14 protein-coding genes are annotated in these 12,258 nt (G+C 59.1%); 7 read left to right on the plus strand and 7 right to left on the minus strand.

Going from position 1 to position 12,258, the window contains the following annotated elements; genetic code table 11:
- The first annotated feature begins 236 nt into the window (after positions 1 to 236).
- Both ACZ5A6_RS00590 and ACZ5A6_RS00595 read left to right on the plus strand, forming a co-directional pair.
- Positions 237 to 590, plus strand: a complete 354-nt coding sequence (locus ACZ5A6_RS00590) for a DUF952 domain-containing protein (protein ID WP_174060695.1) — start codon at positions 237 to 239, stop codon at positions 588 to 590.
- Complete coding sequence (locus ACZ5A6_RS00595; RefSeq protein ID WP_174060696.1) at positions 590 to 1,681, plus strand: quinone-dependent dihydroorotate dehydrogenase; 1,092 nt, start codon at positions 590 to 592, stop codon at positions 1,679 to 1,681. Before ACZ5A6_RS00590 ends, ACZ5A6_RS00595 begins: the two co-directional genes overlap by 1 nt.
- 124 nt (positions 1,682 to 1,805) lie before the next feature.
- Here ACZ5A6_RS00595 and ACZ5A6_RS00600 read toward each other — a convergent pair whose 3' ends face one another.
- Together ACZ5A6_RS00600 and ACZ5A6_RS00605 are read right to left on the minus strand one after the other, a co-directional pair.
- Complete coding sequence (locus ACZ5A6_RS00600; protein ID WP_013635432.1) at positions 1,806 to 2,303, minus strand: CAP domain-containing protein; 498 nt, start codon at positions 2,301 to 2,303, stop codon at positions 1,806 to 1,808.
- 1 nt (position 2,304) lies between these two features.
- Positions 2,305 to 2,571 carry a DUF6460 domain-containing protein gene (locus ACZ5A6_RS00605; protein ID WP_003514949.1) on the minus strand — a complete coding sequence of 89 codons (267 nt, stop codon included), beginning with the start codon at positions 2,569 to 2,571 and terminating at the stop codon, positions 2,305 to 2,307.
- A gap of 169 nt (positions 2,572 to 2,740) precedes the next feature.
- On the opposite strand from ACZ5A6_RS00605, the gene ACZ5A6_RS00610 reads away from it, so the two are divergent.
- The 3 genes from ACZ5A6_RS00610 (at position 2,741) to ACZ5A6_RS00620 (ending at position 5,143) form a co-directional block, all read left to right on the plus strand.
- Positions 2,741 to 3,682, plus strand: coding sequence for a methyltransferase domain-containing protein (locus tag ACZ5A6_RS00610; RefSeq protein WP_174060697.1), 942 nt, complete (start codon positions 2,741 to 2,743; stop codon positions 3,680 to 3,682).
- A 134-nt stretch (positions 3,683 to 3,816) separates the two neighbouring features.
- Positions 3,817 to 4,428, plus strand: coding sequence for a YitT family protein (locus ACZ5A6_RS00615; RefSeq protein ID WP_003514951.1), 612 nt, complete (start codon positions 3,817 to 3,819; stop codon positions 4,426 to 4,428).
- 73 nt (positions 4,429 to 4,501) lie between these two features.
- Complete coding sequence (locus tag ACZ5A6_RS00620) at positions 4,502 to 5,143, plus strand: YitT family protein (protein WP_174060698.1); 642 nt, start codon at positions 4,502 to 4,504, stop codon at positions 5,141 to 5,143.
- A 26-nt stretch (positions 5,144 to 5,169) separates the two neighbouring features.
- Here the strand turns inward: ACZ5A6_RS00620 and ACZ5A6_RS00625 are convergent, their stop codons facing one another.
- Both ACZ5A6_RS00625 and ACZ5A6_RS00630 read right to left on the minus strand, forming a co-directional pair.
- Positions 5,170 to 5,631 (minus strand): carboxymuconolactone decarboxylase family protein, encoded by a 462-nt coding sequence (locus ACZ5A6_RS00625; protein WP_003514954.1) that lies wholly within the window; start codon positions 5,629 to 5,631, stop codon positions 5,170 to 5,172.
- A 101-nt stretch (positions 5,632 to 5,732) separates the two neighbouring features.
- Positions 5,733 to 6,236, minus strand: coding sequence for an RrF2 family transcriptional regulator (locus tag ACZ5A6_RS00630; RefSeq protein WP_013635435.1), 504 nt, complete (start codon positions 6,234 to 6,236; stop codon positions 5,733 to 5,735).
- A 50-nt stretch (positions 6,237 to 6,286) separates the two neighbouring features.
- Here ACZ5A6_RS00630 and ACZ5A6_RS00635 point away from each other — a divergent pair, with 50 nt between their 5' ends.
- Positions 6,287 to 8,878 carry a ligase-associated DNA damage response DEXH box helicase gene (locus tag ACZ5A6_RS00635; RefSeq protein ID WP_236776005.1) on the plus strand — a complete coding sequence of 864 codons (2,592 nt, stop codon included), beginning with the start codon at positions 6,287 to 6,289 and terminating at the stop codon, positions 8,876 to 8,878.
- A gap of 34 nt (positions 8,879 to 8,912) precedes the next feature.
- Positions 8,913 to 9,641, plus strand: coding sequence for a ligase-associated DNA damage response endonuclease PdeM (pdeM, locus tag ACZ5A6_RS00640; protein ID WP_003514959.1), 729 nt, complete (start codon positions 8,913 to 8,915; stop codon positions 9,639 to 9,641).
- Between the two features lie 18 nt (positions 9,642 to 9,659).
- On the opposite strand, the gene ACZ5A6_RS00645 is transcribed toward pdeM, so the two are convergent.
- From ACZ5A6_RS00645 to ACZ5A6_RS00655, 3 genes are all read right to left on the minus strand, one after another.
- Positions 9,660 to 10,097 (minus strand): universal stress protein, encoded by a 438-nt coding sequence (locus tag ACZ5A6_RS00645; RefSeq protein ID WP_003514961.1) that lies wholly within the window; start codon positions 10,095 to 10,097, stop codon positions 9,660 to 9,662.
- Positions 10,098 to 10,257: 160 nt separating this feature from the next.
- Positions 10,258 to 11,082: a TIGR02186 family protein gene (locus ACZ5A6_RS00650; RefSeq protein WP_013635439.1), complete on the minus strand. Its 825-nt coding sequence runs from the start codon at positions 11,080 to 11,082 to the stop codon at positions 10,258 to 10,260.
- Positions 11,079 to 12,005, minus strand: a complete 927-nt coding sequence (locus ACZ5A6_RS00655) for a sulfite exporter TauE/SafE family protein (protein ID WP_003514964.1) — start codon at positions 12,003 to 12,005, stop codon at positions 11,079 to 11,081. Before ACZ5A6_RS00655 ends, ACZ5A6_RS00650 begins: the two co-directional genes overlap by 4 nt.
- Positions 12,006 to 12,258: the final 253 nt, after the last annotated feature.

The raw sequence follows: 12,258 nt of genomic DNA on the forward strand, positions 1-12,258 counted from the left end.
CCTCCCAAGGGCGTTATGCGGTTCTTTGAAAGGTATGGCGCACTCCCGTTTGCCGGCAGTCTAGACTGCTTCCGGCTCCTCTGCTGAAAGGTTGCTCTAATCGGTTGCGTATTACAAGAAAAAGCTTGGGAACAGCCGTCGCGGCAATAAAAATGCCGTGGAAACTGTGGACAATCGACCCGCTTTGCGGCAAACCGCCCAGACTGAAAAGCCTTGGAAAGCCTTCGGAGAGCCCCATGCAGGAAACGCCCGCGATCATTTATAAAATCGTGCCGGAGACGTTGTGGAATGCAGCCAGGGCACAAGGCGTCTTCAAAGGCGCCGCCATCGATCTGACGGATGGGTTCATTCATTTTTCAACGGCAAAGCAGGCGGCCGAGACTGCCGCCCGGCATTTTTCCGGCCAGACCGACCTGCTTCTGATCGCTGTTGATGGTGCAGCACTTGGCGACAAGCTGGTTTATGAACCCTCGAGAGGCGGCGATCTTTTCCCCCATCTCTATGCGTCTCTTCCCTTGACCGCCGTGCTTTGGGAAACGCCGCTTTCACTTGGCCACGATGGCCAGCACCAGTTTCCGGAGATTTTGTGATGAGCGGATTATTTTCCTCAATCGGCCGCAAGGGCCTGTTTCTTGTCGATCCGGAAAAGGCACATGGCCTGTCCGTGGCGGCGCTGAAAAGCGGCTTTCTGCCCACCTGCATGGTGCCGCACGATCCGCGTCTGCAGCAGACCGTTGCAGGCCTCGTTTTCCCCAATCCGCTCGGCATGGCGGCGGGTTACGACAAGAATGCGGAAGTCCCGGGACCGCTTCTGAGGCTCGGTTTCGGCTTTACTGAAATCGGCACCGTCACGCCGCGTGGGCAATCCGGCAATCCCAAACCGCGCATCTTCCGTCTGGTTGAGGATGAAGGCGTCATCAACCGCCTCGGTTTCAACAATGAAGGCCATGCCGCAGCGCTGGAGCGCCTAAAGCAGGCGCAGCTACGTGGCATCGTCGGCGTCAATATCGGTGCCAACAAGGACAGCGAAGACCGCATCGCCGATTATGTGCAGGGCATCGAGGCCTTTTATTCGGTCGCATCCTATTTCACCGTCAACATCTCTTCGCCCAATACGCCGGGTCTGCGTGACTTGCAGGCGCGCGAAAGCCTCGCGGCACTTCTTGGCGCCGTGCTGGAGCGCCGCAGGGCAGAAGCCGAACGCTTTGGCAAACGCATTCCGATCTTCCTGAAGATCGCGCCCGATCTGACCGAGGAAGGGCTGGATGACGTGGCGGAAGAGGCGCTGGCCCATGATCTCGATGGCCTGATCGTCTCCAACACCACGCTCTCGCGTGAAGGCCTGCGGCCCGGTCCGCATAAGGGTGAGGCGGGTGGATTGTCCGGCAAGCCGCTATTCGAGCTTTCGACCACTGTTCTCGCCAAGATGCGCCGGCGCGTCGGCAGCAATCTGCCCATCATCGGCGTGGGTGGCCTTTCTTCGCCGGAAACGGCATTGGAAAAGGTAAGGGCAGGGGCCGATCTGGTTCAGCTCTATTCCTGCATGGTCTATGAAGGCCCCGGCCTGCCGTCGTCCATCGTCAAAGGCCTGTCGAAGCTGGTCTCTCGCGAAGGTGTGCAGTCCATTCGTGACCTACGCGACAGCACGGTCGACCGCTGGGCCGACCGCAAGCTAGGATGACGATGACCTGAACGGTCGAGACGCTGCGTCGGTTAAGATAAGTGCTTATCGTGGTGGTGTGCTCTCCTGCCTCATCCCTGTGACAGGGACAGGAATGAGGGTGGAGGGGGCGCCCCCCGTTATCTCACGCGCAGAGCACCATCGCCCAATAGGGCCGGTTGCGGCTTGCGGCATCATAGGCAACCGCGACGCCAAGGCCATTATATGGTCCGAGCATGTTTTCCAGATGATGTTTCGAGCCGATCCAGGCCTTGACGACACGCTCCACGCTGTCCTGCCCGGCCGCCACGTTTTCCGCTGCCGGTAGCGGCACATTGCCGTCCTTCATGCGGATGAGGAAACTGTCGGTCAGGCCGATCAGATGCGCCATCTTCTGCGCCTTGACCATGCGTCCGGCCTGATAAGCGGCCGCACCACTTGCCGCACTACTGAAGGAGAGTGGCGAAAGCCCTTTCGAGCGGCGCAACTCGTTGACCATTGGAAGCGCTGCCGCGGTCTCATCGCGGGTGCCTGACGGCATGCCCTTGTTTGTAGGCACGGAAACACAGGCGGAAAGAACAGAACCGGCGGAAATCAGCACGAAGCCGCGCCGCGTAAGCGTCTGGAAAGATGTGTCGGTCATCTCAGCGGCGATAGCTCAGGAGGCGCAGGATGATGAAAATGGGTATGACGATCGTCGCGCCAAGGATCAGATAGTCGCCGATTGCGCCAAGCGCGTGGAAACCGCTGCGCCACAGATCGACCACGAAGTCGCGTGCGCCATAGATGATATTCCATGGCGTCAATCCGAAGATCGCCATCAGAAAGCCGACAAGCAATGAAACCACCAGCAGCTTCACCACGGTGCGGGCCACCGTATCACCCAGCATTTTGTTGACCTCACCGGCCATCAGCAAGTCTCCTGTTTTGTCCTGACATATGAAGCACGCTGCTTCGATGCAAGTTTCGGTGCACTATATCGCGTCATATTCGCAATTCCATGAGTGCGCCATGAAATAGGACTTGAGTTTTTTTATGGCTTGATAAATGACAGCCGACATCTTCTCCAGGAAATCTTGAATGGCCCCAAACCAGTTTTCTTCCGGTGACGTCATTGCCGACCGCCGGGCGGACTATGCCCGCATGTTGGCGGAGAGCGGTGATTATCCCGCCGCCGCCGAACTCATGGAGCAGGCGCTTGAACTTGCGCCACGGTGGACGGCGGGCTGGTTTCGCTTCGGGGAATATCATGAAAAGGCGGGGGAAACGGACAAAGCCGTGGCGGCTTACGAAAAAGTCGCCGAACTGGATACGGAAGGGCTGTTTGCAGCCGAACTGAAACTCGCGGTTCTCGGCGCCGCGGACACACCGGAGCAGCCGCCGAGCCGTTATGTAGAAGGGCTGTTCGACGATTATGCAGACCGTTTCGAAACGTCGCTCGTCGAGAAACTGGATTACAGCGTACCGCAAAAGCTGGCGGAGCTGATCGGCAAGGCGGCGGGAGGCGGCGTCTTCGACACCATTGTCGATATTGGCTGCGGCACCGGCCTTCTTGGTGTTGAAATCCGCCTCCTGGCAAAGCGGCTGGAAGGTTTCGATATTTCCCAGAACATGCTCGCCAAGGCGGAAGAAAAGGGACTTTACGACCATCTCGGCCAGGCCGATCTATCGCTGGAAGCTGACGCCTCGGGACTGTTCGCGCCGGCAATGCCGCATCACCGCGCGGACCTCGTCGCCGCCGCCGACGTGATGATGTATCTCGGCAGTCTCGAAACCGTCATGCCCCTCGTTTCGGCCCTGCTTGTGCCCTCCGGTTTCTTCGCCTTTTCGGTGGAGGACGCAGGGGATGAAGATGGTTTTGTGCTGCGGGAATCGCTGCGTTACGCACATTCGAAAAGCTATGTGAGCGGCCTTCTTGAGCGGGCGGGCTATTCTCTTATCGAAATCCGCAAAACCACCATTCGCAAGGATGCCGGAAAACCCCTTTCCGGCATTCTTTTTCTTGCCCGCGCCAAAGCCTGAACATTTCGTTTCTTGCCTTTTTCACGATAGGTCAGTCGTCCTTACGTATCCATCTTGATCGCGTGTTTGTTGCAGTGCAAAATGCGCGGAAACCTGAGGGAAAAAGCGTGAGCAGAACGAGAAGCGTTTACAGCATGTGGAGTTCGGATCCGGCCAAACATGCGCCGGTGGAAGACGTGCAGGGCATCGTTACCGGAGCTATCGTATCGGCGCTCGGTTTTTATCTGCTGAACAAGGTCGGCCTTTTGACCGGTGGCACCGCCGGCGTCGCCTTCCTCATTCACTATGCCTTCGGCATCAGCTTCGGCCTCCTGTTCTTCCTCGTCAATCTGCCCTTCTATTACCTCTCGTTCCGCCGCCTCGGTCTTGCCTTTTCCATCAAGACCTTCATTGCCATCGGTCTTGTTTCGGTGCTGACGGAAGTGGAAGCGCGCTGGATGGTCATTGACAGCATCAACCCGCTCTGGGCGGCGCTGCTCGGTGGCCTGCTCCTCGGTTACGGGTTGCTGGCGCTTTATCGCCATCGCGCCAGCCTCGGCGGCATCGGCATTCTGGCCATCTATATTCAGGACCGCTTCGGCATCCGCGCCGGCCTGATCCAGCTTGCCTTCGATGCATTCGTGATGCTCTGTGCCTTCCTCGTCATCGATCCGGCCACCGTCGTCTATTCGATTGTCGGCGCCTTCGTGCTGAACATGTTTCTCGCCATCAACCACCGCTCGGACAGATACATCGTTGTACGCTGAAGAAAGTACGCTTGAAATCTCTCGCGCTTGGGCGCAATAGCTCGATCAAGGCGGGAAAATCAGGGGAACAGGCATGGGCGATACGACTACGCGAAAGCGCGTGAATATCTGGGCTTCCGCGCCCGATCGCCATTCGCTGCTGGAAGATGCCCAGGGCGTTCTGGCGGGCAGCATGCTGGTCTCGCTCGGCGTGACGCTGCTTTCCGCTGCGGGCCTCCTCACCGGGGGTGTGGTGGGTATTGCCTTTCTGGTGCACTATTCGATCGGCTTCAGCTTCGGCGCGGTGTTCTTCCTCGTCAATCTGCCGTTTTATTATCTCGCCTTCCGCCGTCTCGGCCTTGCCTTCACGGTCAAGACCTTTTGCGCCATTGCCATAACGGCGCTGCTTTCGGAATATATGCCGGGCTTCTTCGCGTTCGAAAGCATCAATCCCGTCGCGGCCGCCCTTTTCGGCGGGTTGACGGTCGCGGCAGGCATGCTGGCACTGTTCCGCCATCGCACCAGCCTCGGCGGCTTCGGCATATTGGCGCTTTATCTCCAGGACCGCTTCGGCTGGCGCGCCGGTCTCGTCCAGCTCGCCTTCGATGGCATGGTGCTGGCCTGCTCATTCTTCGTGGCGACACCCTTCGTCATCCTCTGCTCCATCCTCGGCGCGCTGGTCATGAACCTCGCGCTCGCCATCAATCATAGAAACGACCGCTACATCGCCATGTAACGGTCGTCCGGTGCAGGTAAAGCGGATCAGGCTGCTTTTGCTGCCGTTTCGACCGGGTGCTGCGAACGGAAGCCGACGGCGATGCGGTTCCAGGTGTTGATGGCACCGATGGCAACGGTAATCTTCACGATGTCCTCATCGGAGAAATGCGCCTTCAGGGCCTCGAAGGCGTCATCCGGAGCGCCGGTTTCGGCAATCTTCGTTACCGCATCCACCCAGCCGAGCAACGCCCGTTCCTGTTCGGTATATACCGGGGATTCCCGCCAAACGCTCATCAGGTTGATCCACTGTTCGGAAAGACCGTCGTGACGGCTTTCCTTCACATGCATGTCCACACAGAACGCGCAGCCATTGATGATTGATGCGCGCAGCTTGATGAGATGAACGAAGCGGCGCTCGAGGCCGCTGCTCTGGACGTAGGTTTCGAGCGCCATCACGGCTTTGAAGGCTTCGGGGGATGCCTTGGCATAGTTCAAACGGGTTTTCATGTGTCTCTCTCCATTCGTGGTTCAGTTTGAGGGGCATGTGTCATCGTTCCGGGAAGCTGCGAAGCTCTCCGGTATTTCAGATGGTTGGGTCTTTTTAGGTTCTAGCGCGTCGCCGTCCTGCGCTCGTTCAGCTCCAGAAAGGCGCAGCCGCGTGCCGCAATGCCGCCGTCGTCAGTGGCGGCAAGGTCGCCCAGAATGTCGGCAATACTGGTTTTAGCGAGTTCCGCCCGATAGGCTTTCTCCGCCTTCAGCATCGCGGCGTTGATGCCGCAGGGCTTGGTGAAATAACGTCCCGGCAAGGGGTTCGGCCCGCGCTGGCGAATTTCTGCGCAGCGAAAGGCAGGCTGTGGTCCCTCCACGGCCAGAACAATATCAAGCAGGGTAATCTTGTCGGTTGTCCGGGCCAGACGATAACCGCCCTTCGGCCCCGGTACAGTGGAAACTATTCCGGCACCGGAAAGCAATTGCAGGTGCTTCAAGAGATAACTCGTGGAAACGCCATGGAATTCTGCCAGCGCCGCCGCCGAAAGCACGCCGCCTTCGGAAAGTCCCGCTAACATGCCTACGCTGTGAATGGCCTGTTCAACGCCGTCGCCGAGTTTCATCCGATTTGCTCACGTTTGGTTTGCTTTAGTATCATGGATATTATTTATCCATGATTATGCATTCCTGTCAAGCAGCTCTGTTCCGCTCTTCTTTTTTCAAGGTTTCTCACTACCTTGAAGGCGTGAAACACGCTGAGTCTCCCATTTCCGGCACGCATGTCGGCACCTTGCCCCCTTCATTCCAGAAATGGTTTGCCGAAAAAGGGTGGTCCCCGCGCGCGCATCAATTGGAGCTGATGGCTCGGGCGCGTGGCGGCGAAAACATGCTGCTGATTGCACCGACGGGTGCCGGCAAGACGCTGGGCGGCTTCATGGCGTCGCTCACCGATCTTGCTGAACGCGGCAAGGTGCCGCCGGGCTCCGCCTTTGTCGGCGTGCACACGCTTTACATCTCGCCGCTCAAGGCACTTGCGGTGGATATCGAACGCAATCTCACCAAGCCTGTCACGGAAATGGGCCTGCCGATCTCAATCGAAACCCGCACCGGCGATACGCCGCAGGCAAAACGCCAGCGCCAGAAGGTCAAACCGCCCGATATTCTCCTGACGACGCCGGAACAGGTGTCGCTGCTGCTTGCCAACAAGGAAGCCGAGCGCTTTTTCCGCGACCTGAAATATGTGGTGCTGGATGAGCTGCACTCGCTCGTCACCTCCAAGCGTGGCCATCTGCTGTCGCTCGCGCTCGCGCGGGTGCGCAGGCACGCGCCGCATGTCCGCTTCATTGGCCTTTCCGCCACGGTGGCGGAGCCGATGGATTTGCGACGTTACCTGGCACCGCAGGGGCAGGGAGAACCGCCCGCAGGTCTTATAACAGTGGAAGGCGGAGCCAAGCCAAACATCGCCATTCTGCAGACGGAGGAGCGTATTCCGTGGTCCGGCCATTCCGCGCGCTACGCCATGAAGGATTTGTATCCCGCTCTGAAGGCGCACCAGACGACGCTCATCTTCGTTAACACCCGTTCGCAGGCGGAACGGATTTTTCAGGAACTCTGGAATGTAAACGACGATAATCTTCCGATCGCCTTGCATCACGGTTCGCTGGATGCCGGACAGCGCCGCCGGGTGGAGGCCGCGATGGCTGAAAACAAATTGCGCGCGGTCGTCGCCACCTCCACGCTCGATCTCGGCATAGACTGGGGCGATGTCGATCTCGTCGTGCATGTCGGCGCGCCAAAGGGGGCGAGCCGCCTTGCCCAACGCATCGGCCGCGCCAATCACCGCATGGATGAGCCGTCAAAGGCAATCCTCGTTCCCGCCAACCGTTTCGAGGTGATGGAGTGCCGGGCCGCACTCGATGCGAACTATATCGGCGCGCAGGATACGCCCCCCATCGCGCAAGGCGCACTGGATGTTCTTGCCCAGCATGTGCTCGGTATGGCCTGCGCCGAACCTTTCGATGCGGATGATCTCTATCGTGAAGTGACCAGCGCTTCACCCTATGCCAATCTACCGCGTTCTACCTTCGACCGCGTCGTGGATTTTACCGCTACCGGTGGATACGCACTGCGCACCTATGAACGTTACGCCCGCATCCGCCAGATGAAGGACAGCCGCTGGCGTGTCTCCAATCCGGCGGTCGCGCAGCAATATCGCCTCAACCTCGGCACCATCGTCGAGGCTGCGGAACTCAATGTCCGCATGGTCAAGCGCAATGCCAAGGGCTCGGTCGGACGCGGCGGCATGTCGCTCGGCAAGGTCGAGGAATATTTCCTCGAGCAGCTGGTGCAGGGCGATACCTTCCTGTTTGCCGGCAAGGTTCTGCGCTTCGAAGGCATCCGGGAGAATGAATGCCTGGTGTCGCAGGCCTTTTCGATGGACCCGAAGATACCCTCCTATGCCGGCGGCAAGTTTCCGCTTTCCACCTACCTTGCGGACCAGGTGCGCTCCATGCTGTCCGATCCCGCCCGCTGGCAGTCGCTGCCGGATCAGGTGCGCGACTGGCTGGCAATCCAGAAGGAAAAATCGATCATTCCCAAGCGCGACGAGCTGCTGGTCGAGACATTTCCCTTCCGCAAACGCTTCTTCATGGTCATGTATCCTTTTGAAGGGCGGCTGGCTCACCAGACCCTCGGCATGCTTCTGACACGGCGGCTGGAACGGGCAGGCGCAAAGCCCATGGGCTTCGTTGCCACCGATTATTCGCTCGCCATCTGGGCCATGGAGGATATTGGCAGGCGGCTGAAATCCCGCCGCCTGTCGTTGGCGGAACTTCTCGACGAGGACATGCTGGGCGACGATCTGGAGGCGTGGCTGGACGAATCCTTCATGCTGAAGCGGACCTTCCGCAACTGTGCCGTCATTTCCGGCCTCATCGAACGCCGCCATCCCGGCAAGGAAAAGACGGGCCGTCAGGTCACGGTCTCCGCCGATCTTATTTATGACGTTCTTCGCAGCCATGAGCCGGATCATATTCTGCTGGAGGCAACCAGACGTGATGCGGCGGCGGGACTTTTGGACATTGGCCGTCTTGGCGATATGCTGAAGCGAATCAAGGGTCACACCACCCATCGTGCACTGGAGCACGTCTCGCCGCTTGCCGTTCCCGTCATGCTGGAAATCGGCCGCGAGACGGTGGCGGGCGAGGCGATGGATCAGGTGCTGGCCGAGGCCGCAGACGAGCTTATCGCCGAAGCCATGTCCTGAAGCATCAAACTGGAATGAAGGAACGACCACAAAAGTGCTAAGCCGACTGACATTGAGCGACAGGTTTTCCAATGGCTTCGAATGCCTTGGCAGCGAAACTGCCATCAACGGCGTCGCCGCCTGGTGTGACCCGTTGGGTGGGCTTTACCTGCCCGATCAGTCGCTGCTGGTTGTCTCGGACCTGCATCTGGAAAAAGGTGCGGCCTTTGCCCGGCGCGGGCGCATGCTGCCGCCTTACGACACGATCGCTACCCTCAAAATCCTGTCTTCCCTTGTCAGCCGTTACGATCCGAAGATCGTCGTCAGCCTCGGCGACAATTTCCACGATCGGGTCGGGTCCGAGCATCTGCCGCTTATGCTGCGCGAACTGATCCGCGAGATGGCCCGTGGCCGTGACTGGATATGGATCAACGGCAACCACGATCCGGATGGCACGGTCGATCTGCCGGGTTCTTCGGTAGATGAGATGTTTTATGGCAATCTCGTTTTCCGCCACGAGCCTAAGGTAGGAGATGCTGCGGGTGAAATCGCAGGCCATCTGCATCCCTCCGCCACTGTTCGCCGTCGCGAAAAAACGGTGCGGCGTCCCTGTTTCGCCACCGATGGTTCCCGCCTGTTGATGCCGGCCTTCGGGGTGATGAGCGGCGGACTGGATTTGCGGCACAAGGCCATGCGCGGTCTCTTTGACCACGCTGCACTCGTCGCGCATCTGATGGGGCGGGACCGCATCTATTCGGTACGGTTTTCAAATCTGCTCGGCTGAGCGCATCGCTCCGCCCGTCTATTGGCGGTATACCAGCACCGGTATCTTCGAGTTTTTCAGCACCTTGGCCGTAACGCTGCCGACAAGCATCTCGACGAAGCTTCTGCGCCGGTGCGAAGCCATGGCGATGAGGTCGCAGCCGGTCCTGTTGGCGATTTCGACAATCGCCTCATCCGGCCGTCCCGCCCGCGCCAGCAGGGCTTCGCAATCCAGCCCCATCGATGCGGCGTGCGCCTGCGTATCTCTCAGAAAATGCTCCGCCTCCTCGCAACGGTGGAATTCCTCTTCGGCAATGGCGGCAATGTCCTCGACATCGCTGGCAATCACGTGAAAGGGTTCGGACACCGTCACGACGGTCACCTTTGCGCCTGCCTCTCTGGCGAGAGCGAACCCTTGGTCGATTGCGATCTGCGCCAGCGGCGAGCCATCGGTGGGAATGAGAATGTGCTTGAACATGACATTTCTCCTTTTCATCCCGGTCACAACCGCACTTGCCGCCATAAGCTGCGTACGTGGTTGTAACGTCTTGAATTTTACCGCAAACCATTGAAGGAAGCGAACGCTATCTTTTACGCCGAAGGCGAAAGACGCGCTCTTTTACGGGAATGAAAAACACTCAGTCCTTGCGGAAAATAATACTGGCACTCCAGCCCGTGACGACGGCGAGGAGAACGCACAGCGCGCCATAGGCAAGCGGTGTCTGATGCGCGGCATCGGTGATTGCCTGTTCCATGCCGGTCTTGACGACGCGCAGTTTCAGCTCGCGCTGGGCGATGAAATTTCCGCTCTTGAAGAGATAGGCACGGGCCGTATGCACGCCGTTCGGGACGTTGGCGGGCAGGCGCAAGGTTGCCCAGAACAGACCGGTGCGTTCAAGCCGCACGCCGGTCGTGTCGTTGCGATAGATGCCGCTTGAAAGCCGCAGGCGCCGATAGGCCTCCTGAAAATCGAAGACATTGTCGGGCACGCCGGAAAACACCGCACTTTTGAGCGACAGATGTTCGACACCAAGCCCCATGGCCCGCAAGGTGCCAGGCGAAGCGACGGCGCTGATATCGCGCGTGCTGGCCATGGAATAGGATTCCGGCAGCGGCGTGAAGGTGATGGCGCTGGTATTGATCCAGATACCGGCCACGCGCTCCTTCTTGCGCACCGTCATGTAGTCGCTGGGGCCTTCGAGGGTGACGACGATATCATATTGGCCGATTGCGAGCAGCAACTGGTCGGTGTTGTTAAGGGCGCCGAAAAGCGTGAAATCCGCCCCGCGGAAATCGGAGGTGATCGGAATCTCCGTCGTCGATGCGCCGATTTCGATATTTTCCTGCAAGGACCTCTGCTGTGTGCCGGGAGGCAGGGCAAGCGGTGGTGTCTGTGCCGAAGCGGTAAAGGCAAGGCAGGAACCGATAAGCAGAAAGGCGCAAAGCAGCAGGCGGTGGGTCAATAACCTAACCCTCCGACGGCGACCGAAAACAGGTCCTCAGGGCGAACAACCAGTGCCACGGCAAGGCGAAGGGCGACTGCAAGCACCAGAAGCGCCAAAAGCGCGCGCAGCTGTTCGCCGCGCAGTTTCTGCCCGACGCGCACGCCATATTGCGCGCCGATGACGCCCGCGACCATTAGGATGAAGGCCAGCACCACATCGACGGAATAGTTCGTCGCGGCCTGAACGATGGTCGTATAGGCGGTAACGAAAATGATCTGGAACAGTGAGGTCCCGACAACGACGTTGGTCGGAATACGCAGAAGATAAATCATGGCCGGCACCATGATGAAGCCGCCGCCGACACCCATGATCGAGGTAAGGATGCCGATACCGAAACCCAGCGTGACGACGGGAATGATGCTGAGATATATCTTCGACTTCTTGAACCGCATTTTCAGCGGCAGGCGGTGAACCCAGTTGTGATGGCCGGGGCGGCGCAGCGTCACCGTCTCATTACGGGCAGCGCGGCGCAGGGCGGAAATGCTCTCCTTCAGCATCAAGGTGCCGACAGTGCCGAGCAGGATGACGTAAAGCAGCGAAACGATGAGATCGAGCTGGCCGATGCTGCGCAGGAAGGAGAATATCCACACGCCCACCGTAGCGCCTACAAGACCGCCGACCAGCAGGACGCTCCCAAGCTTCACATCCAGCGTTCCGCGCCGGAAATGCGTGATCGAGCCGGAGACGGAAGAGGCCACCACCTGGTTTGCGCCCGTCGCCACAGCCACTACGGGCGGAATATTGTAAAAAATCAACAAGGGGGTGATGAGAAAACCGCCGCCCACGCCGAACATGCCGGAAAGAAAACCGACGGCCGCGCCCATGCCGAGAATGATGAAAATGTTCACCGACAGTTCTGCAATCGGCAGATAGACAGTCACGGCTCGGACCTCGGGCAAATGGTTCCGGGCGGCAGGGCTTGTCCGGGTGTGGGGCCGCGCCGCGATTTACATTTTCTGTCTGAAAAGACCGGGCATGCCCAGCCTTCATCCGTCATGCCCGCGAGGGTCCGACGTGTCAACATTCAACGGTAAATACGTTGATAATTTGGAAAGATAGCGATCAGGCGTGGGAGCAGCGCCACATTCCGGCGCCAAACTGCGGGGAAGCGGCCGGGGAGGCCGCCTCGTCCGT

It is taken from the genome of Agrobacterium sp. 6Ca8 (assembly GCF_055382765.1).

Excerpts from the sequence above, each read along its gene's own strand:
- ACZ5A6_RS00590 (WP_174060695.1), top strand. The coding sequence starts at position 237 with ATGCAGGAAACGCCCGCGATCATTTATAAAATCGTGCCGGAGACGTTG.
- ACZ5A6_RS00595 (WP_174060696.1), top strand. The coding sequence starts at position 590 with ATGAGCGGATTATTTTCCTCAATCGGCCGCAAGGGCCTGTTTCTTGTC.
- ACZ5A6_RS00600 (WP_013635432.1), bottom strand. The coding sequence starts at position 2,303 with ATGACCGACACATCTTTCCAGACGCTTACGCGGCGCGGCTTCGTGCTG.
- ACZ5A6_RS00605 (WP_003514949.1), bottom strand. The coding sequence starts at position 2,571 with ATGGCCGGTGAGGTCAACAAAATGCTGGGTGATACGGTGGCCCGCACC.
- ACZ5A6_RS00610 (WP_174060697.1), top strand. The coding sequence starts at position 2,741 with ATGGCCCCAAACCAGTTTTCTTCCGGTGACGTCATTGCCGACCGCCGG.
- ACZ5A6_RS00615 (WP_003514951.1), top strand. The coding sequence starts at position 3,817 with ATGTGGAGTTCGGATCCGGCCAAACATGCGCCGGTGGAAGACGTGCAG.
- ACZ5A6_RS00620 (WP_174060698.1), top strand. The coding sequence starts at position 4,502 with ATGGGCGATACGACTACGCGAAAGCGCGTGAATATCTGGGCTTCCGCG.
- ACZ5A6_RS00625 (WP_003514954.1), bottom strand. The coding sequence starts at position 5,631 with ATGAAAACCCGTTTGAACTATGCCAAGGCATCCCCCGAAGCCTTCAAA.
- ACZ5A6_RS00630 (WP_013635435.1), bottom strand. The coding sequence starts at position 6,236 with ATGAAACTCGGCGACGGCGTTGAACAGGCCATTCACAGCGTAGGCATG.
- ACZ5A6_RS00635 (WP_236776005.1), top strand. The coding sequence starts at position 6,287 with ATGATTATGCATTCCTGTCAAGCAGCTCTGTTCCGCTCTTCTTTTTTC.
- ACZ5A6_RS00645 (WP_003514961.1), bottom strand. The coding sequence starts at position 10,097 with ATGTTCAAGCACATTCTCATTCCCACCGATGGCTCGCCGCTGGCGCAG.